The sequence below is a fragment of the Streptomyces milbemycinicus genome (assembly GCF_002154605.1).
Taxonomy (GTDB): domain Bacteria; phylum Actinomycetota; class Actinomycetes; order Streptomycetales; family Streptomycetaceae; genus Streptomyces; species Streptomyces milbemycinicus.
The window spans coordinates 1-20,301 of record NZ_MUNE01000329.1; the positions used below are offsets into that span (position 1 = coordinate 1).

A 20,301-nucleotide genomic window follows, 5' to 3' on the forward strand; every position below is an offset into this window, starting at 1 on the left:
CGGTAGAGCTTGCTCGGTTCCCTGTGCTTCCCGGGTCTTCGTTCCTCCCGGTGCCCAAAAGATTGCCGGGCCAGTTTCATGGCCCTGTCTGCCGACTGTCACAGGCTCGTCACAGGGGTAGGGGGTGAATGAACCTCCTGGTCGCCTGACGGTCGAACTACAGGCCCCTTGTAGGCCAGAATGACCAACGTGCCTTTCCTTCTGCTGATCGAGGACGACGACGCCATCCGCACGGCCCTCGAACTCTCCCTGTCCCGCCAGGGCCACCGCGTGGCGACGGCGGCGACCGGCGAGGACGGNNCTGGATGTGATGCTGCCCGGCATCGACGGCTTCGAGGTGTGCCGCCGTATCCGGCGCACCGACCAGCTGCCGATCATCTTGCTGACCGCGCGGAGCGATGACATCGACGTCGTGGTCGGGCTGGAGTCGGGCGCGGACGACTATGTGGTCAAGCCCGTGCAGGGGCGGGTGCTCGACGCCCGGATCCGCGCGGTGCTGCGCCGCGGTGAGCGGGAGGCCAATGACTCGGCGTCGTTCGGCTCTCTGGTCATCGACCGCGCCGCCATGACCGTGACCAAGAACGGCCAGGATCTCCAGCTCACCCCCACTGAGCTGCGGCTGCTGCTGGAGCTGAGCCGCAGACCGGGGCAGGCGCTGTCGCGGCAGCAGCTGCTGCGGCTGGTGTGGGAGCACGACTATCTCGGTGACTCCCGGCTGGTCGACGCCTGCGTACAGCGACTGCGCGCGAAGGTGGAGGACGTACCGTCGTCCCCGACGCTGATCCGTACGGTGCGTGGGGTCGGATACCGGCTGGACGCGCCACAGTGAGCGGACAGGCGATGGCTGAGCGGCCCGGGCCGCTGGACGCCGCGTGCCGCCCGACCGCGGGCGCCGCGGGGGGCGGGGAAGCGAAGCATTGAGCGCGGTGAGGGGGCACCACCCAGCGGTAGCCGGGGAAGAGAAGCCCAGCCGGGCGCGTGGCTGGGCCGCGGGGCTTTTGCGGTGGCTGAGCCTGCGGCTGCGGCTGATGCTCGTCTTCGGTCTGGTGGCGCTGGCAGCCGCCGTGTCCGCGTCGGCGATCGCGTACTGGCTGAATCGTGACGCGGTGCTCACGCGCACCCAGGACGCCGCGCTGGACGACTTCAGCAAGTCGCTGAAGGAGGCCACCGACCCGCTGCCCGCCGTGCCGACCTGTCCCGAATTGCAGGACGCCGCGGATCGGATGGCGGACAACTCCCAGAAGTACGAGGTGCTGCTGATCGCCCGGACCGAGGGCGGCGGTCCGTGCACCGCGGCCTCCGCGGACGATCTGTTGACGCTGAAGACGGTGCCGGAGACGCTGCGGAGCGCGGTCGACAAGAAACGCGCCGTCGCGGGCTCCAATACCTCCCCGTATCACCTCTACTGGCAGCGGATCACGCTGAAGGGCACCCCGTATCTGATCGCCGGGGCCCGGGTGAACGGCGGCGGGCCGACCGGCTACATGCTCAAGTCCCTGGAGACCGAGCGCCAGGACCTCAACTCTCTGGCCTGGTCCCTGGGCATCGCCACCGCCCTGGCGCTGATCGGCTCCGCGCTGCTCGCCCAGGCCGCCGCGGCCACCGTGCTGCGGCCGGTGCAGCGGCTGGGAGAGGCGGCGCACCGGCTGGGCGAGGGGCATCTCGACACCCGGCTCGAGGTCTCCGGCACCGATGAGCTCGCCAATCTCTCCCGTACCTTCAACCGGGCCGCGGAGCGGTTGGAGAAGCGGGTGGAGGAGCTGAGCGCACGGGAGGCGTCCAGCCGCCGCTTCGTCGCGGACATGTCGCATGAGCTGCGTACCCCGCTCACCGCGATCACGGCGGTGACGGAGGTGCTGGAGGAGGAGACCGACGCGCTCGACCCGATGATCGCCCCGGCGGTGCAGCTGGTGGTCAGCGAGACGCGGCGGCTGAACGACCTGGTGGAGAACCTGATGGAGGTGACCCGCTTCGACGCGGGCACGGCCCGGCTGGTCCTGGACGACGTCGATGTCGCGGACCAGGTGACGGCCTGCATCGACGCCCGGGCCTGGCTGGACGCGGTCGAGCTCGACGCGGAGCGCGGCATCATGGCCCGGCTCGACCCCCGGCGGCTGGACGTCATCCTCGCCAACCTGATCGGGAACGCCCTCAAGCACGGCGGCTCGCCGGTACGGGTCTCGGTGCGGCCCGAGGACGACGATCTGCTGATCCGGGTCCGGGACCACGGCCCGGGCATCCCCGAGGATGTGCTTCCGCATGTCTTCGACCGCTTCTACAAGGCCAGCGCCTCCAGGCCCCGGTCGGAGGGCAGCGGCCTCGGCCTGTCGATCGCGCTGGAGAACGCGCATATCCACGGCGGCGAGATCACCGCGGACAACCATCCCGACGGCGGAGCCGTCTTCACGCTGCGGCTGCCCATGGACGCCTCACGGCTCAGCGAACCGGACCAGGACGGCGGCCAGGGCAGCGGCCCAGGTGGTGGCCAGGCCGGCGGCGAGGGTGGCGACCGGCAGGGTGGCCAGGGCGGCCAGGGTGGCCAGGGCGGCCCGGACGAGGGGAGCGAGCGATGAGGCGGCGAGCGGCGGGGGCGCTGCTCGGGGCGGTGGCACTGCTGGCCTCCGGGTGCGGCATCCGCGGTACGTCGGTGCCGGTGGACGCGGGCCCGGCCCCCTCGCGTGCGTCGTGTCAGGCGCCCGAACCGGGCCGGTCGGCCGAGGGGGCGGGCCGGGTCACCGTACGGATCTATCTGATCTGCAACTCGCGGATCCTCTCGGTGAGCCGGTCGGCGCGGCTGACGGACGAGAAGACGCCCGAGCCGCTGCAGGTGGCCCGCGCGCTGCTGGAGCAGTTGCAGGACCCGCCGACGAGGGCCGAGGAGGAGGCGGGGTTCTCCACCGCGGTGGAGGACTGGGTGCGGATCTCCGGACCGGCCAAGGACGATCCGGACGGTGCGCTGCGGCTGAACCGGCTGCCGGAGGAGCTGCAGTCGTACGCGCTCGCGCAGATCGTCTGCACCTTCACGGAGACCACCGTGGCGGACTCCAGGCACCGGGTGGTGCTCGGCGGCCCGGACGCCGACCGGGATCCGCTCAGACGGTACGAGTGCACGGGAGAGATGCGCCGCCACCCCGAGATCGCGGTCACCTCGGGAGTACTCGTCTCCTGACGCTCTGCGCCCCCGCGTGGCGACTGGCCCGCGTTCCCGCCCTGCTTCCCGCTCCTGGCCGACTCACCGGTAACCCGTTTCTCACCAGCGCGACTCAGCCGGAACCGCGACCCCCGCAACAGGCGTCCTGAGAGTCGTGCAGGGTCATGGTTCCGGCCGCAGGGCCGCCTTCCGCTTCCGCGCCGCGGGATTCGTCCTCCTCGCCGCACATCTCGCGTATGTGTGCTGGCTGACCCTGCGCCCCCTGTCCGCGCCCTGGGTGACCGCCGTAACCCTGGAGCCGCTGGCCACCATCCGCGCCGATCTGGCGCTCGGCCCCTGGGAGGCCACCCGCAGCATCGGCGGCGGGCTGCTGCTGCTCGCCCCGCTGGGTGTGCTGCTGCCGCTGGCGGGGGGCCGGGTGACGGTCTACCCGCTCGCCTCGTTCGTCCGTACGGTCTTCACCGGCGCGATGGTCTCGCTGACGATGGCGCTGGTGCACAGCGAGCTGACCGGCCAGATCATGAACGTCGACACGGTGCTGCTCAACACGGCGGGCGTCGCGCTGGCGCATCTCGCGGTGGTCCCCGCCACACGGTCGTGGCTCCGCCGGCGGACGGACCGGCGGCGGGCCGCCGCCCTCTCCCGGGACGAGGGCGACGAGGGCCGCGAAGGGGAACGGGCCGGGGGCGGCACCCAGGCCGTGGCCCGTTCCGTCCACAGCGTCGGGGTCGCACCGTAGGCGCAGAACCATGCGGCAGCACACAGTGGGGCCCGCACACCCTGCTCGGGTGTGCGGGCCCCACTGCCCGACACTACGGAGGTCAGCCCAGCACCGGCAGACCGCCGGTCTTCAGGGCGTTGGCGGGGAGGGGGAGGTTGTCCAACAAGGTCTTGTTGGGGCCGGGCTGACCCGGCCGCGGGGCCTGGGCCTGGGGCCCGGGTGCGGGTGCGGGCCCCTGCCCGACGGCCGCCTTCGCCTGCCCGGCGCCCATTCCGGGGCTTGCGGGCCCGACCGGAGCGTTGCCGGCCGCAGCCGCGGTGCCGCCTCCGGCAATGACGGCGACCGCACCGAGGGCAATGGCGCCGAGGGTCTTGATGGTTCCCTGCTTCATCAGAAATCTGTCCTTGAGACGGGGGCTTGACCGGTACGGCAACGTAGCCATGGATTTCGGCCTTCCGCAAACCCGGAAAAGCGCCCTCCACTTGCCTTCCGGCCGTTTATCCCCGCCCGCTTCCCGCTCCGCGAGATCAGCCGCCCTCGACGTGAGACCACCTGGTCAGGGGCGATGCTGAGGCCATCTGACGGAACAGCCATTCGGACTTCAATTCGGCATACCCGGGCTTGATCACGTCATTGATCATCGCCAGACGTTCATCAAAAGGAATGAACGCCGATTTCATTGCATTGACCGTAAACCATTGCATGTCGTCGAGCGTGTAGTGGAACGTCGAAACGAGGTGCTCGAATTCATCACTCATGCTTGCGCCGCTCATCAGACGATTATCCGTATTCACGGTCGCCCGGAATTGCAGTCGGCGCAGCAGCCCGATGGGGTGCTCGGCATACGAACGGGCCGCGCCGGTCTGGAGGTTCGAGGTCGGGCACAGCTCCAGCGGGATGCGCTTGTCCCGGACGTACGAGGCGAGCCGGCCGAGGGTCACGCTCCCGTCGTCCGCCACCTCGATGTCGTCGATGATGCGGACGCCGTGGCCGAGCCGGTCGGCGCCGCACCACTGGAGCGCCTGCCAGATGGAGGGCAGCCCGAAGGCCTCACCCGCGTGGATCGTGAAGTGGTTGTTCTCCCGCTTGAGATATTCGAAGGCGTCGAGGTGGCGGGTGGGCGGGTAGCCCGCCTCGGCGCCCGCGATGTCGAAGCCGACGACGCCGTGGTCGCGGTAGCTGTTGGCGAGTTCGGCGATCTCCAGGGCGCGGGCGGCGTGGCGCATCGCGGTGAGCAGGGCGCCGACGCGGATACGCAGACCCTTCTCCCGGGCCCGCCGCTCCCCTTCCCGGAAGCCCTCGTTGACCGCCTCCACGACCTGCTCCAGGGTCAGCCCCCGGGTCAGATGCTGCTCAGGGGCGTAGCGCACCTCCGCGTAGACGACCCCGTCCTCGGCCAGGTCCTCGGCGCATTCGGCGGCGACCCGGAACAGCGCGTCGCGGGTCTGCATGACGGCGCAGGTGTGCGCGAAGGTCTCCAGGTAGAGCTCGAGCGAACCGGAGTCGGCGGCCTCGCGGAACCAGCGGCCGAGCTCCGCCGGATCGCTCTTCGGCAGCCCGTCATAGCCCGTCTCCAGGGCGAGGTCGACGACGGTGGCGGGGCGCAGCCCGCCGTCGAGGTGGTCGTGCAGCAGCACCTTCGGGGCGCGGCGGATCTGCTCGGGGGTGGGGCGGTCCTGGTACTCGCTCGTCATCTGCGCACCATACCCCTACGCGCGTAGATCGTGTCATGTGCGGCTCCGCCGCGTGGCCCCGATAGATATGCAACAGTGACCCGCACGAGTGGTGGAGTACACCGCTCCTTCTGCGATCGTGTCGCCATGGCTCAGCAAGCGTTGCCCGAGCGGGGCGCCCGGCTGGGGCGGCCGAAAGGTGCGGCCGCCGCACAAGAGACCGTGCACGGCGTGGTGTTACTGCTCCCCGGGGGTCCGGAGACCGGCACCGGACGGCCCTCGCGGCTGTCGGTGGCCGCGGTGCTGCCCCTGGCCCGGCGGCTGGTCCGGGCGGGCCGCGCCGAAGGGCTGACCGCCCATGTCGTCCACTACCGCCACCGCGGCTGGAACGACACCGCGGCCGACCCCGCCGCGGACGCCGGGTGGGCGGTGGACGAGGTGATACGGCGCTACGGCGATGTGCCGGTGTGCCTGGTCGGTCACGGCATGGGCGCCCGCGCCGCCCTGCGCGCCGCCGGACACGACGCCGTCGTCTCGGTGGTCGCGCTGGCCCCGTGGCTGCCGCCGGCCGAGTCCGCACTGGAGCCCGAGCCGGTCAAGCAGCTCGTCGGGCGGCAGGTGCTGATCGCCCACGGGACGAACGACCAGCGGGTCGACCCCGAGTTGTCGTACCGGCTCGCGGAGCGGGCCAAGAAGGCCAACCGGGATGTGTGCCGCTTCGAGGTCCACGCGGACGGCCACGGCATGCACCACCACCGCTCCGAAGTACAGGCGCTGGCCGCCGACTTCCTGCTCGGCTCGCTCTTCGACCACGGCTTCTCCCGCCCGGTCGAGGACGCGCTCGCGGCCCCGCCACCGCTGGGGCTGCGCATGCCGCTGGCGGCGGGGTTCGGCTCGACGCTGCCGGGGTGAGCCCCGGCAGCGTCGAGCCTCACCTGGGCAGGAGTTGTCCGCGGCGGCTGAGCAGGAAGCGTTTGAAGGCCGCGACCGGCGCGGTGTCCGGGTGGCCGTCGAGCCAGGCGACGCCGATCTCGCGGACCGCCCGCGGGGCCGTCACGGTCAGCTCGGCCACCCCGGGGCGCGGCACCGCCGGGGGCGGCAGCAGCGCCACTCCGAACCCGGCGGCCACCAGGCCGCGCAGGGTCTCTGCCTCCTCCCCCTCGAAGGCGATCTTCGGCTTGAAGCCCGCCTCGGCGCACAGCGCGTCGGTGATGCGCCGCAGCCCGTAGCCCGGTTCGAGGGTGACGAAGAGCTCCGTGGCGGCCTCGGCCAGCCGGATCCGCTTACGGTCGGCGAGCCGGTGGTCGTCGGGCACCACCAGGCGCAGCCGCTGCTCGTCGAGGCGGCGCGCGACCAGGTCCGGGGCCTCGGGGACGGGTGAGGTGAGGCAGAGGTCGAGGTCGCCGGTGCGCATCCGCTCGATCATCGCCTCGCCGTAGCTCTGGACGAGCTGGAAGCGCACGCGCGGATGGTCGACCCGGAAGGCGCGGATCAGACCCGGTACGGTCTCCGGGCCGAGCGTGTGCAGAAAGCCGAAGGCGATCTTGCCCGCGGCGGGGTCGGCGTCGGCTCGTACGGTCTCGGCGGCGCGCTCGACCTCGGTGAGCGCCCGTTCCACCGCGCGCAGGAACGTACGCCCGGCGGGGGTGAGCGCGACGGTGCGGCCGCGGCGGGCGAACAGGGCTACGCCCAGGTCCGCTTCGAGGCGTACCATCGCCCGGCTGAGTGTCGACTGGGGTACGCCGAGCCACTGCGCGGCCCGGGTGACGTGCTCGTGGCGGGCCACCGCCGCGAACTGCACGAGGCGGGGCGTGAGGGACGCGGCCCAGGAGTCGGCCTCGAACTCGGCCATGATGCGATCGACGGCCTGGGACCCGTTTGTCACGGGAATGTCTTTTTCATTGCGGGGGCGCGACAATGATCTCGCTGACCTCGGCTGATGCTCCACAGCATCGATTATGGCAATTCCGTGCATTGGACGCATCAAAAGGGGCCACATACGGTCGAGACATGCCTCCTGCTGATACCGAGGCGTCCACCGGAACCCCTGTGGACGCCTCCGTCAAGACGGCCCCTGCTCAGACCCCTGCTCAGATGACCCCCGACCGAATGAGCCCCGGAGACCCCGGCTTCGGCCGGATGCGACTCGCGCTCTTCGCCGCCGGTCTTGCGACGTTCGCCCTTCTCTTCTCCACCCAGGCACTGCTGCCCGCGATCTCGGCTGACCTCGACGTCCAGCCCGACCAGGCGAGCTGGACGGTCTCCGCGGCCACCCTCGCGCTGGCCCTCGCGGTGCTCCCGCTCAGCGCCCTGTCCGAGCGCTTCGGCCGCCGCGCCATGATGACCGGCTCGCTCGCCGTCGCCGTCGCGGTCGGCCTCGCGGTGCCCTTCGCCCCGGACCTGGGCTGGCTGATCGCGCTGCGCGCCGTCCAGGGTGCCGCGATCGCCGGTATCCCCGCCTCCGCGATGGCCTACCTCTCGGAGGAGGTCCGCCCCTCCTCCCTCATCGGCACCATCGGCCTGTTCGTGGCGGGCAACAGCTTCGGCGGTATGACCGGCCGGCTGCTCACCGGCTGGGTCGCCGACGGCTGGGGCTGGCGCGTATCGCTGGCCACGGTCGGCGTACTGTCGCTGGTCTGCGCGATCGCCTTCCGGCTGCTGCTGCCCAAAGCGCGCCACTTCACCCCGTCCGCGGTCAGCCCGCGCGCCCTGGCCCGCACCTGCGGCGGGCATCTGTCCGATCCGCTGCTGCGCAGGCTGTACGCGATCGGCGCGCTGTTCATGACCGTCTTCGGCGGTGTCTACACGGTCATCGGCTACCGCCTGGTCGCCGAGCCCTTCAACCTCTCGCAGTCCCTGGTCGGTTCGATCTTCCTGATCTACCTGGTCGGTACGGCCTCCTCCGCGGCGGCCGGAAAGCTGGTCGGCCGGCTGGGCCGGCGCGGCGCGCTGTACGTGGCGGTCACCACCACGACGGCCGGGCTGCTGCTGAGCCTCGGCGACTCGCTGGTGGCGGTGGTGCTGGGCCTGGTGCTGATCACCGCGGGCTTCTTCGCGGGCCACGCCGTGGCCTCCTCCTCGGTCAGCCGGGCCGCCAAGACCGGGCGCGCCCAGGCCTCGGCGCTCTACCAGACCGCGTACTACGTCGGCAGCAGCGTCGGCGGCACCCTCGGCGCGTTGGCCTTCCACGCGGCCGGCTGGAGCGGCACGGTCGTGCTCGGTCTTGTGGCCGTGGCCGGTGCGGCGGCGATCACGCTCTACGCGACGCGGAAGGCGCTGGCCGAGCGGCGCGCGGAGATCGTCGCCCGGTCGGCGCAGCAGTCCGAGCGCGCATCCTCCAACGAGACCACGCAGGGCATGCGTCGGCTGGCCGCACAGGCGTAACGGCCGGCGCCCGAAAGACCTGACACCTGAGAAGAAACCCTGACACCTGAGAAGAAACACAGAGCCCGAAGGGGCCGCTCCGCCACTGTCCCGGCGGAGCGGCCCCTTCGCCCGTCTGTCGTTTTCCTTACCGCGCGATGCGGTCCAGAACGATCGGCTCGGGCGTGAACTCCGTCCCCGGCGGGGCGTAGCTCACCGCCCCCGCCAGCGCCTCAAGCGCGTAGTCGAACTTCTCAGGCGTGTCCGTGTGCAGCGTCAGCAGCGGATCGCCCGCCCGTACCGCATCCCCCGGCTTGGCGTGGATCTCCACGCCCGCCCCCGCCTGCACCGGGTCCTCCTTACGGGCCCGGCCCGCGCCAAGACGCCAGGCGACGACGCCGACCGCGTATGCGTCCAAGCCGGTCAGCACCCCGGTCGACTCGGCAGTCACGACGTGCTGTTCGCGGGCTACGGGCAGCGGCGCGTCCGGGTCGCCGCCCTGGGCGGCGATCATGCGGCGCCAGTGGTCCATCGCGGAGCCGTCGGCGAGGGCCTTGGCCGGATCGGCGTCCGGCAGGCCCGCCGCGTCCAGCATCTCGCGGGCGAGGGCGAGGGTGAGCTCGACGACGTCGGCCGGGCCGCCGCCCGCCAGGACCTCCACGGACTCGCGGACCTCGAGGGCGTTGCCGGCGGTGCGGCCGAGCGGGGTGGCCATGCCGGTGAGCAGGGCGACCGTACGGACCCCGTGGTCGGTGCCCAGGCCCACCATGGTGGCGGCCAGCTCCCGCGCCGAGGCCAGGTCCTTCATAAAGGCGCCGGAGCCGACCTTCACGTCCAGCACCAGCGAGCCCGTACCCTCGGCGATCTTCTTCGACATGATGCTGCTCGCGATGAGCGGGATCGACTCCACGGTCCCGGTCACATCGCGCAGCGCGTACAGCTTGCGGTCCGCGGGCGCCAGCCCCTCGCCTGCCGCGCAGATGACGGAGCCGACGTCTTCGAGCACCCGCAGCATCTCCTCGCCGGAGAGCCGCGCCCGCCAGCCCGGGATGGACTCCAGCTTGTCGAGCGTGCCGCCGGTGTGGCCGAGACCGCGCCCGGACAGCTGCGGTACGGCCGCGCCGCAGGCGGCCACCAGCGGGGCCAGCGGCAGCGTGATCTTGTCGCCCACGCCGCCGGTCGAGTGCTTGTCGGCGGTCGGGCGCGCTAGGGACGAGAAGTCCATGCGCTCGCCGGACGCGATCATCGCGGCGGTCCAGCGGGCGATCTCCGCACGGTCCATGCCGTTGAGGTAGATCGCCATCGCGAGCGCGGACATCTGCTCGTGGGCGACCTCACCGCGCGTATAGGCGTCGATGATCCAGTCGATCTGGGCGTCGGTGAGACGGCCGCCGTCGCGTTTGGCGCGGATGACGGTGATGGCGTCCATGGTGAGGTACGGGCCTTTCAGAGGGAGACGCTCAGCGCGCCGGGCGCTCTGGGTTGCGAAGATGCCCGTCGGTGATGGCGTCCATGGTGAGGTACGGGCCTTTCAGAGGGAGACGCTCAGCGTTCCAGGTCGTTGCGACCGAACGCGTCCGGGAGGAGTTCGGCGAGCGGGCGGATGCCTGAGGCGGTGTCCACCTGGAGCTCCGGGCCGCCGTGTTCCCACAGCAGCTGGCGGCAGCGGCCGCAGGGCATCAGCACCGCGCCGTGGCCGTCGCAGCAGGTGAACGCGGTCAGCCGGCCACCGCCCGAGGCGAACAGGGCGGAGACCAGACCGCATTCGGCGCACAGCGCGACGCCGTACGCCGCGTTCTCCACATTGCAGCCGGTCACCGTGCGGCCGTCGTCGACCAGCGCGGCGGCGCCCACGGGGTAGCGGGAGTACGGGGCGTAGGCCCGGGACATCACGCCCCGGGCCTGTGCGCGCAGCGCTTCCCAGTCGACCGGCGCGCTCGCGGTCGGGGTCGCGCCCGTGGTCATCATCCGCCTCCCTTGTGGTAGGGCAGCCCCACCGCCTTGGGCGCGCGCAGCCGCTGTGCGGACAGCGCCAGTACCAGCAGCGTGGCGATGTACGGTGCCGCGGTCACGAACTGGCTCGGCACCTCCTTGGTCAGCGAATACCAGACCAGCAGCAGCGCTGAGAACGCCGCGCCGATGGCCGCGGCCAGGTACTTCTTCCGGTACAGCTGCCACAGCGCGACCAGCGCGAGCACGGCCACCAGGAACAGCAGCAGCGCGTGCACGTTCGTGCCGCCGGAGCGCAGGTTGAGGCTGTCGGTGTAGCCGAACAGGCCCGCGCCCATGGCAAGACCGCCGGGCATCCAGTTACCGAAGATCATCGCGGCCAGGCCGATATAGCCGCGGTTTCCGGTCTGGCCCTCCTGGTAGAGGTTGGAGGCCACCTCGGCCAGGAAGACGCCGCCGAGCCCGGCGAACCCGCCGGAGATGATCACGGCCAGGTACTTGTACCGGTAGACGTTGACACCCAGCGACTCCGCCGCCACCGGGTTCTCGCCGCAGGACCGCAGCCGCAGGCCGAACGCGGTGCGCCACAGCACCCACCAGGTGACCGGGATCAGCAGCAGCGCCACGACGGTGAGCAGCGACAGCTCCGTCACCACGCCGCCGACGAGCCCCGCCAGGTCGGAGACCAGGAACCAGTGTTTGCCGTTGAGTGTCTTCATCGCGTCCGACAGCCCGGGCACGGTGATCTGGGTGATCGGGTCGATGGACGGCGACTTCCGGGCGGACCCCGACGACTCGAGGAAGGTGAAGTTGGACAGATAGCGGGTGGCACCGACGGCGAGGATGTTGATCGCCACGCCGGACACGATGTGGTTGACGCCGAACGTCACCGTGATGACGGCGTGCAGCAGCCCGCCGATCGCGCCGCCGAGGATGCCGAACAGCACCCCGACCCACGGCCCCCACTGGTAGCCCGCCCAGGCGCCGAGCCAGGTGCCGAGGATCATCATGCCCTCGAGGCCGATGTTGACCACGCCGGCCCGCTCCGCCCACAGGCCGCCGAGCCCGGCCAGCCCGATGGGGATGGCGAGCTCCAGCGCGCCCGACACCTGGCCCACCGAGGTGATGTCGTCGGCCCCGGTGATCAGCCGGACCACCGAGACCAGGACCAGGGCGCCCGCGACGATCAGCAGAACGACGGGCAGGGACAGTTTCTGGCGTACCGGCTTCCGCGGCTGCGGCTTGTCGGTCGCGGTGGTGGTCGTAGCCGTACTCACGCCGGCACCTCCTCGCGGGTCGTCGTACGGGCCGCGGCGGCCAGTTCCTCGCCGACCTTCCGCTGCTGGCGGCGCAGGGCGTACCGGCGCACGGTTTCGTAGGAGACGACCACGGAGATCACGATCAGGCCCTGCATGATCGTGGCGATCTCCTTCTCGTAGCCGTTGTAGTCCAGCGTCTGGGACGCCTTGTCGAGGAACGCGATCAGCAGCGCGCCGAAGGCGATGCCGACCGCGTTGTTGCGGCCGAGGAGGGCGATGGTGATGCCCGTGAAGCCGATGCCGGTCTGGAAGTTCAGGCTGTACGTATGCGAGTCGCCGAGCAGCACGGGCATGCCCGCCAGGCCCGCCACGGCGCCGGAGATCAGCATGCTGGTGAGCACCATGCGCTTGGCGTCGACGCCGCTGGCGGCCGCCGCGCTCTCGCTGGCGCCGGTGGCGCGCAGGTCGAAGCCGAATCGGGTGCGGCCCAGCACCAGCGAGTACGCCACGCCGCAGCCGATCGCCACGAACACGAAGCCGTAGATGTCACCGGCCACATCGCTGACGTGGAGGCCCGGGAACCAGGAGGACTCGGGCAGGTCGCCGGTGGTGAGGTTGTTGCTGCCCTTGGGCTGCACACCGAACTGCTCGGGCAGGATCAGATACGCGATCAAGCTGGTGGCGATCGCGTTGAGCATGATCGTGGAGACGACCTCGCTCACGCCGCGGGTGGTCTTGAGGATGCCCGCGATGCCCGCCCAGAAGGCGCCCACCAGCATGGCGACGATCACGATCAGCGCGATGCTCAGCGGGCCGGGAAGATCGACATTGGCGCCGACCAGGGCCGCGGCCATCGCCGCGACCCGGTACTGGCCGTCCACGCCGATGTTGAACAGATTCATCCGGAAGCCGATCGCCACCGCGAGGGCCGCCAGGTAGTAGGAGCTCGCCTGGTTGACGATGAGCACCTGGATATCGGCGTTGCCCGCGTATTCGAGCATCAGCTGGTACGGCTCGAACGGGCTCTTGCCCGAGGCGAGCAGCACTCCGGAGGTCAGCAGCACCGCCACGACCAGGGCCAGCACCGGGCCGGCCACTGCCAGCAGCAGCCGGTCACGGCTGAACCTCTTGCCCGCGGAGCCACCGGACTTGGCGGCACTGCCCGCGGCGCTGCTGGTCTTGGCCGGGCTGTCGGCGGGGCTGCCGGCCGGGCTGCCGGACTTGGCCGGGCTGTCGGCCGGGCTGTCGGCCGGGCTGCCGGACTTGGTGGGCGTACGCCCGGATTCGTTCAGGCCGTCGCCGGACTTGTCCGGGGCGTCGCCGGTCGTGCCCGCGCTGCCGCCGTTCTTCGCGTCGCCGTTCATCGGCTCCGCCTCGTCGGTGTTCTTCATCGCGCCGCCCCCTCCTCGGCGGGGTGCTCCAGATGGCCCGTGGCCGCGCCGGTCATGGCCGAGCCCAACTCCTCGGGGGTGATCGTCGCCGGGTCCGCGTCCGCGACCAGCCGGCCGCGGTAGATGACCCGCAGGGTGTCGGACAGCCCGATCAGCTCGTCCAGGTCGGCGGAGATCAGCAGCACGGCCAGGCCCTCCCGGCGCGCCTCGCGGATCTGGTCCCAGATCTGCGCCTGCGCGCCGACGTCCACGCCGCGCGTGGGATGCGCGGCGATGAGCAGCCGCGGGCGGTGGCTCATCTCCCGCCCCACGATGAGCTTCTGCTGGTTGCCGCCGGACAGCGAGGCCGCGGTGACCTCGATGCCAGGGGTGCGCACGTCGTACTCGGCGACGATCCGCTCGGTGTCCGCCCGCGCGCCCTTCAGGTCGAGCCAGAAGCCGCCCTTGCCCTTGGTGTTGGGCCGCTCGGTGACATGCCCGAGGATGCGGTTCTCCCACAGCGGCGCTTCCAGCAGCAGGCCGTGGCGGTGCCGGTCCTCGGGGATATAGCCGACGCCGCCCTCGCGGCGCCGCCGGGTGGGCCAGCCGGTGATGTCCTCCTCGCCGAGGAGGATGGTGCCGTCGTCGGGCTTGCGGGTGCCGATCAGGGCGTCGATCAGCTCGGTCTGGCCGTTGCCCTCGACCCCGGCCAGGCCCAGCACCTCGCCCTTGCGGATGGTGAAGGTGATGTCGTCCAGCACGGTGCGGGCGCCGTCCTCGGCGTTCTGCGTGGTCAGCGTCACCCTCTCGACCTGGAGCATCGGCACTTCGGTGACGGTGGACTCGCGCGTCTCGGGCGAGGGCAGTTCGCTGCCGACCATCATCTCGGCCAGCTGCCGCGCGGTGACCTCGGAGGGGACGACGGAGCCGACCGTGGTGCCGCGCCGGATGACGGTGATGTCGTCCGCGACGGACAGCACCTCGCCGAGCTTGTGCGAGATGAAGATGACGGTCAGTCCCTCCGCCTTGAGCTCGCGGAGGTTGTCGAAGAGCGCCTCGACCTCCTGCGGGACCAGCACGGCGGTCGGCTCGTCCAGGATCAGCGTCCGGGCGCCCCGGTAGAGGACCTTCAGGATCTCCACGCGCTGCCGGTCGGCCACGCCCAGGTCCTCGACGAGGACGTCGGGGCGCACCCCGAGGGTGTACGCGTCCGAGATCTCCTTGATCTTCGCACGGGCCTTGGCGCCGATGCCGTACAGCTTCTCGGCGCCGAGCACGACGTTCTCGAGGACGGTGAGGTTGTCGGCGAGCATGAAGTGCTGGTGCACCATGCCCAGGCCGCGGGCGATGGCGTCGGCGGGGCTGTGGAAGGAGACCTCTTCGCCATCGACCGCGATGGTCCCCTCATCCGGCTTGTGCATGCCGTAGAGGGTCTTCATCAGGGTGGACTTGCCCGCGCCGTTCTCACCGACGATCGCGTGCACGGTGCCCTTGCGGACGGCGATGTGGATGTCGTGGTTGGCGACGACGCCGGGGAAACGTTTGGTGATCCCGCTGAGTTCTACTGCGGGCGGACTGCTGGACGCGTTGATGGCGCACTCTCCTCGAAGAAGGAGTCTCGGCGGTGGGGCGTGGCGTGGTGTGGCGTGGTGCGGGGCGGCGATGGGCCGCACAGCGAGCGGGACCTGAGGTGGTGTGCCCAAAGCTCCCTCCCCAGGCCCCGCTTATCTACTCAGCAGATGCTCAGCACGCACTCAGCAGATGTTCAAGAGATCGCACGCCGCGTTACGGCGTCGTCTTGACCTTGATCTCACCGCTGATGATCTTCTTCTTCGCGGTCTCGACCGCCTCGACGACCTTGGTCATCTTCTGGTACGCGGGGTTGGAGTCGGCCAGGCCGACGCCGCCCGTCTTGAGGCCGTAGCGCACCGTGCCGGACTCCGGCTTGCCGTCCTTGACGGACTTGACCAGGTTGAAGACGGCTTCGTCGACGGCCTTGGTCGCCGAGGCCAGGATCTTGCTCTTGAACTTGGCCAGGCCCTTCTGCGTGTACTGGTCGCTGTCGACGCCGATGGCCCACTTGCCGCGCGTGGCGGCGGCCTCGATGACGCCGCTGCCGGAGTCGCCCGCGGCCTGGTAGATGACGTCCGCGCCCCCGTCCAGCTGGCCGTTGGCGGTGTCCTTGCCGGAGTCGGGCTTCTTGAAGCCGCTGTAGTCCGGCGGCTGGGTCAGGTACTGGACCTTCACCTTGACCGACTTGTCGGTGTCGTGGACGCCCTGGACGTAACCCGCCTCGAACTTCTTGATCAGCGGGTTCTCCACACCGCCGACGAAGCCCACCGTCTTGGACTTGGTGGTCAGGGCGGCCGCCACACCCGCCAGGTAGGAGCCCTGCTCCTCGTTGAACACCATGTTCACGACGTTCTTCATGTGGACGGTGTCATCGTCGACGAGGCCGAAGGTGATCTTCGGGTACTTCTTCGCCACCTCCTTCACCGCCGGGGCGTAGACGAACCCGACGGCGATGACCGGGTTGTGCCCCTCGCGGGCCAGCTCGGTCAGGCGCTGCACCTTGTCGGCGTCGGACTCGCCCTCGGACGGCTCGATGTCGTCGCCCTTGACTCCCAGTTCCTTCTTGGCCTTGACGAAGCCCGCGTACGCGGCATCGTTGAAGGACTGGTCGCCGCGGCCGCCGACGTCATAGGCGATGGCGACGCCCTTATCCTTTTTGGAGTCGGATGAACTGCCACCACAGGCCGTGGTGGTGAACGCGAGGGCGGCGATGCCTATGCCCGCGACGGCGATGCTGGATACCCGGCGCACGAGGGTTCCCCTTCGGCTTGAGCGCGCCTCCATCGGCGCTGGTTTCGCCGCATCGTAACGCGCGTAGATGGCAGATAAAGGGGCGTCCGGAAGCCGTTATCGGATCGTCGCGAATCTGACTTGTCCCGGGGGTCTCCGGGACATGTCATTCCGGCAAAGTCGCGGCTCAGTCGAGCAGCGCAGCGGCGGTGAACAGCTCCACGCCAACCTCGATGGCCCCCTCATCCACGTCGAAATCGCCACAATGCAGATCACGCCGGGCCGTGTCACCGACCTTGCGGACACCCAGCCGCGCCATCGCGCCGGGCACACGCTCCAGGTACCAGGAGAAGTCCTCGCCGCCGAGGCTCTGCTCTGTGCCCTCCACCGCATACGATCCGCGGCGGGTTTCCATCGCACGGCGCAGCAGCTCGACCGAGCTCTCCTCGTTCACCACGGGCGGCACCCCGCGGACGTAATTGATCTCCGACTTGGCGCCGTGCAGGGTCGCGATCTCGTCGACCGCGGCATGCACCAGATCGGGCGCCTCCCGCCAGGCGGGCAGGTCCAGGCAGCGGACGGTGCCGGACAGCTCGGCGTGCTGCGGGATGACGTTGCAGGCGTGGCCCGACTCCACCCGGCCCCAGGTGACGGCCAGGCCCGAGCGGGTGTCGACCCGGCGGGACAGCACCGCGGGCACCTCAGTGATCACCTTCGCGGCGGCCGTCACCAGATCGGTGGTGAGGTGGGGGCGCGCGGTGTGGCCGCCCGCGCCGTCGAGGGAGACCTCCAGGCGGTCGCAGGCGGAGGTGATCGCGCCGATACGCAGCCCGATCCGGCCCACGTCGACCTTGGGGTCGCAGTGCAGCGCCAGGATCCGGCCGACCCCGTCCAGCACACCCGCCTCGACCGCGTCGGGCGCACCGCCCGGCAGCACCTCCTCCGCGGGCTGGAACAGCAGCCGCACGGGGCGCGGCAGCCGGCCCTCGCGGGCCAGCTCCGCCAGCACCAGACCGGCGCCGAGGACGACGGTGGTGTGGACGTCATGGCCGCAGGCGTGGGCGCGGTCGGGGACGGTCGAGCGGTAGGGCACGGACTTGGTGTCCGGGATGGGCAGCGCGTCGATATCGGCGCGCAGTGCCAGCATGGGCAGGGCCGCGGCGTCGCCGGTACCGGCCCCCGCGCCGCCGTCCGTGCCGATCGCTGTGCCGCCGTCCGTGCCGCCGTCCGTGCCGATGTCGCAGATGAGGCCGGTGCCGCCGGGCAGCACGCGGGGCTCCAGACCGGCCTGCTCCAGCCGCGCCTTGATGGCGGCGGTGGTGCGGAACTCGCGGTTGCCGAGCTCCGGGTGCATGTGGATGTCCCGCCGGAAGGCGATCAGTTCCGTCCGCAGCTCCTCGGGGAGCCGGCCGGGCAGCGCAAGAGCGTCTGCGGGGACGGTCTCGGGCGCGAGGGCCTGGGCCTGGGCGGCGACAGCCTCGGCCTCAGCGGTGACGGAATCGGTCTCGGGGGACATCAATTGCTTCACCCGATCAAGCGTAGAACGGCTGGTGGGGCGACCGGATGTCGATCAACAAAACTTCAACCCGTTCGGGGACAGGAAACTGCCACCCCTTGCGCATGATCTCCCTAGTCAGGGGGTATAAGAGGCCCCTTCACCCCCGCCCGGTAGTGACGAGCGCCACATGGCGTACAGGTGAACCCCTGACAGGAAGTTGCCGCCACCATCTCAGGATGTGGTCGGCGGCCCTCCCTTCCTGGCCGCTTACGGCGTGGCCGCGGGCATCGACTGCAGCCGGTGCGCATCCCGGGCCGTGCCCGTGACCCCCGACAGGAACCCCTGGGCACGCGGCGAAGCGTCGCTCCGCAGCCAGGCGGGGTCCACATCGCAGACCGCGACCTTGACCCCGGTACCCACGAGCGCCAGCGGCAGCGTATGCACGACGGTCGAGGGGAAGCTGACGATCGTATGGCCGATGGGGCCACGGCGGGCTATCAGCTCCAGCGGCAGATCCGGCCGTACGATCTCCAGCCCGATCTCGACCGCGACCCGGTGCAGCTTCTCCGCGCTCTCGCGGCGGTGCGCGAAGTAGCGGGTCGCCCCGTGCGTACGGGCCAGGGAGGCCACCGCCTCCAGATAGCGCTCCAGGTCGACCACCCCGGTCTCCACCAGGGACGTGCCCACCAGGTCGGTGCCGCGGGTGAGCGTGGGCGGGCCGAAGCGGTCCCGGGTCCAGGCGAAGGAGTTGGCCGTGACGGTCACCCCGGCGGGCGGCTCGACGGGCATCGAGCTGAACACCTCGACCCGCCGGTTGCCGCCCGGGGTGAGCCGGCGGCGCGCGGTCGCCGACACCGGCGCGAACACCATCTCGCGCGCGCCCCGGCCGGTGCCCCGCCGGTGCCAGCGCACCAGGGGCTCACCGCTGGCCAGTTGGGAGACGAACTCCATGGTGGCCGTGCCGTCGTCGACGACGATCAGATCCTGGGCGCGGGTGAGCATCAGCAGCAGCTGCACATAGCGCGAGAACGGATCGCCGATGACGATCCGGTCGGCGCGGCGCAGCGGACCGCGCAGCCCCCCGATGGTCTTGAGCGGCGCGCCCGCCCCGCCGCGCGCCTCCTCCCACCGCACCGCGATGCCCTCGTCCCGCGCGAGCTCCGCCATCCGGCGCAGCTGGCCGCGCGTCATCGGGTCGTGCGGCGACAGCACCACGACCGTGAGCGCCTCGGGGTCGCCCCCGTCCGCATACGCCCACTCCAGGACGTTCAGCAGCTGAACCGGGCTCTCGACGAAGGCCAGGGTGGCCCCGGGGCCGGTGGGACCGGGGCGCTCGACGCGCTTGGCGCGGTCCCGGGACGGGGCCCGGAAGCGGCGCGCAGCCCCCGCGGAGTCACGGGGACCCGCCGCTTCCGGGCGTGGGCCGGGCTGACCGGCCGGTGAGTTCACGGCTGACGGCTCCTTGGCCTCTCAGACTCCGGCGGGCTCGCGCTCGGCGGAGGTCTCGCCCTCGGCGACGACACCCGCGACCCGGCGCAGCTTCTTCATCGGCCCGAGCTCGCTCTCGTAGACCTTCTTGACGCCGTCGCCCAGCGACTCCTCGATGGTGCGGATGTCGCGCACCAGGCGCTGCAGGCCCTGCGGCTCGACCGAGGCGGCCTGGTCGGAGCCCCACATCGCGCGGTCCAGGGTGATGTGGCGCTCGATGAAGGTCGCACCGAGCGCGACGGCGGCGAGGGTGGTCTGCAGACCGGTCTCGTGGCCGGAGTAGCCGATCGGCACGTTCGGGTACTCGGCCTGCAGCGTGTTGATCACGCGCAGGTTGAGCTCCTCGGCCTTGGCCGGGTACGTCGAGGTGGCGTGGCAGAGCAGGATGTTGTCGCTGCCCAGCACCTCCACCGCGTGGCGGATCTGCTTCGGGGTGGACATGCCCGTCGACAGGATGATCGTGCGGCCGGTCGCGCGCAGGGCGCGCAGCAGCTCGTCGTCGGTGAGCGACGCGGAGGCCACCTTGTGGGCGGGGACGTCGAACTTCTCCAGGAAGGCGACGGCCTCGGTGTCCCACGGGGAGGCGAACCAGGCGAGCCCGCGCTTCTTGCAGTGCTCGTCGATGGCGCGGTACTCGTCCTCGCCGAACTCGACACGGTGCCGGTAGTCGATGTAGGTCATCCGGCCCCAGGGGGTGTCCCGCTCGATGTCCCACTGGTCCCGCGGGGTGCAGATCTCCGGGGTGCGCTTCTGGAACTTGACCGCGTCACAGCCGGCGTCGGCGGCAGCGTCGATCAGCTTGAACGCGTTCTCCAGGTCGCCGTTGTGGTTGATGCCGATCTCACCAGTGACGTAGACCGGGTGGCCGGGGCCGGCGATCTTGTCACCGAGCTGACGGAGGCGATTGTTGGAGCTCACTTAAGACAGTTCCTTTCCAAGAATCCACGAGGCGATCTCGCGGATCGCACCGTCACCTCCGGGGGTGGAGGTGACCGCGCGTGCGGCGCCGCGCACGACGTCGTGCGC

The 20,301-nt window shown here is 70.9% G+C and carries 17 protein-coding genes and 1 pseudogene; 6 read left to right on the forward strand and 12 right to left on the reverse strand.

Annotated elements, in window-relative coordinates:
• The first annotated feature begins 189 nt into the window (after positions 1-189).
• The 4 genes and pseudogenes from CCN51_RS25815 to CCN51_RS25830 all read left to right on the forward strand — a co-directional run bounded on the left by CCN51_RS25815 (position 190) and on the right by CCN51_RS25830 (position 3,890).
• Positions 190-829, forward strand: a pseudogene (locus CCN51_RS25815) (winged helix-turn-helix domain-containing protein).
• A gap of 199 nt (positions 830-1,028) precedes the next feature.
• Entirely contained in the window at positions 1,029-2,573 is a 1,545-nt protein-coding gene (locus tag CCN51_RS25820) for a sensor histidine kinase (protein WP_078610917.1), read from the forward strand.
• Positions 2,570-3,169: a hypothetical protein gene (locus CCN51_RS25825; protein WP_014177235.1), complete on the forward strand. Its 600-nt coding sequence runs from the start codon at positions 2,570-2,572 to the stop codon at positions 3,167-3,169. Before CCN51_RS25820 ends, CCN51_RS25825 begins: the two co-directional genes overlap by 4 nt.
• 136 nt (positions 3,170-3,305) lie before the next feature.
• Positions 3,306-3,890, forward strand: a complete 585-nt coding sequence (locus CCN51_RS25830) for a VanZ family protein (protein ID WP_086860130.1) — start codon at positions 3,306-3,308, stop codon at positions 3,888-3,890.
• Between the two features lie 82 nt (positions 3,891-3,972).
• On the opposite strand, the gene CCN51_RS25835 is transcribed toward CCN51_RS25830, so the two are convergent.
• Positions 3,973-4,263 (reverse strand): hypothetical protein, encoded by a 291-nt coding sequence (locus tag CCN51_RS25835; protein ID WP_014177237.1) that lies wholly within the window; start codon positions 4,261-4,263, stop codon positions 3,973-3,975.
• 136 nt (positions 4,264-4,399) lie between these two features.
• Entirely contained in the window at positions 4,400-5,566 is a 1,167-nt protein-coding gene (locus CCN51_RS25840) for an adenosine deaminase (protein WP_014177238.1), read from the reverse strand.
• A gap of 126 nt (positions 5,567-5,692) precedes the next feature.
• Between CCN51_RS25840 and CCN51_RS25845 the strand changes: the two genes are divergently transcribed.
• Positions 5,693-6,457, forward strand: coding sequence for an alpha/beta hydrolase (locus tag CCN51_RS25845; protein WP_078610496.1), 765 nt, complete (start codon positions 5,693-5,695; stop codon positions 6,455-6,457).
• A gap of 19 nt (positions 6,458-6,476) precedes the next feature.
• Here CCN51_RS25845 and CCN51_RS25850 read toward each other — a convergent pair whose 3' ends face one another.
• Complete coding sequence (locus tag CCN51_RS25850; protein ID WP_405383610.1) at positions 6,477-7,520, reverse strand: LysR family transcriptional regulator; 1,044 nt, start codon at positions 7,518-7,520, stop codon at positions 6,477-6,479.
• Between the two features lie 35 nt (positions 7,521-7,555).
• Between CCN51_RS25850 and CCN51_RS25855 the strand changes: the two genes are divergently transcribed.
• Positions 7,556-8,929 (forward strand): MFS transporter, encoded by a 1,374-nt coding sequence (locus CCN51_RS25855; RefSeq protein WP_078610498.1) that lies wholly within the window; start codon positions 7,556-7,558, stop codon positions 8,927-8,929.
• A 127-nt stretch (positions 8,930-9,056) separates the two neighbouring features.
• Here the strand turns inward: CCN51_RS25855 and CCN51_RS25860 are convergent, their stop codons facing one another.
• The 9 genes from CCN51_RS25860 to CCN51_RS25900 all read right to left on the reverse strand — a co-directional run bounded on the left by CCN51_RS25860 (position 9,057) and on the right by CCN51_RS25900 (position 20,193).
• Positions 9,057-10,337 (reverse strand): thymidine phosphorylase, encoded by a 1,281-nt coding sequence (locus CCN51_RS25860; RefSeq protein ID WP_014177242.1) that lies wholly within the window; start codon positions 10,335-10,337, stop codon positions 9,057-9,059.
• Positions 10,338-10,453: 116 nt separating this feature from the next.
• Positions 10,454-10,873, reverse strand: coding sequence for a cytidine deaminase (locus CCN51_RS25865; protein ID WP_014177243.1), 420 nt, complete (start codon positions 10,871-10,873; stop codon positions 10,454-10,456).
• On the reverse strand, positions 10,873-12,135 hold the full coding sequence (locus CCN51_RS25870) for an ABC transporter permease (RefSeq protein WP_014177244.1): 1,263 nt from the start codon (positions 12,133-12,135) through the stop codon (positions 10,873-10,875). The genes CCN51_RS25865 and CCN51_RS25870 overlap by 1 nt, the downstream gene beginning before the upstream one ends.
• Positions 12,132-13,508, reverse strand: coding sequence for an ABC transporter permease (locus CCN51_RS25875; RefSeq protein WP_014177245.1), 1,377 nt, complete (start codon positions 13,506-13,508; stop codon positions 12,132-12,134). Before CCN51_RS25875 ends, CCN51_RS25870 begins: the two co-directional genes overlap by 4 nt.
• Positions 13,505-15,079, reverse strand: a complete 1,575-nt coding sequence (locus CCN51_RS25880; protein ID WP_043490498.1) for an ABC transporter ATP-binding protein — start codon at positions 15,077-15,079, stop codon at positions 13,505-13,507. The genes CCN51_RS25875 and CCN51_RS25880 overlap by 4 nt, the downstream gene beginning before the upstream one ends.
• 193 nt (positions 15,080-15,272) lie before the next feature.
• Positions 15,273-16,310: a BMP family lipoprotein gene (locus tag CCN51_RS25885; protein WP_014177247.1), complete on the reverse strand. Its 1,038-nt coding sequence runs from the start codon at positions 16,308-16,310 to the stop codon at positions 15,273-15,275.
• A gap of 166 nt (positions 16,311-16,476) precedes the next feature.
• The gene (locus CCN51_RS25890) at positions 16,477-17,805 is read right to left on the reverse strand and encodes an amidohydrolase (protein WP_014177248.1); all 1,329 of its coding nucleotides are present in this window, start codon (positions 17,803-17,805) and stop codon (positions 16,477-16,479) included.
• A 249-nt stretch (positions 17,806-18,054) separates the two neighbouring features.
• The gene (locus CCN51_RS25895; protein ID WP_055414218.1) at positions 18,055-19,089 is read right to left on the reverse strand and encodes a hypothetical protein; all 1,035 of its coding nucleotides are present in this window, start codon (positions 19,087-19,089) and stop codon (positions 18,055-18,057) included.
• A 168-nt stretch (positions 19,090-19,257) separates the two neighbouring features.
• Positions 19,258-20,193 (reverse strand): N-acetylneuraminate synthase family protein, encoded by a 936-nt coding sequence (locus CCN51_RS25900; RefSeq protein ID WP_014177250.1) that lies wholly within the window; start codon positions 20,191-20,193, stop codon positions 19,258-19,260.
• Positions 20,194-20,301 lie beyond the last annotated feature (108 nt).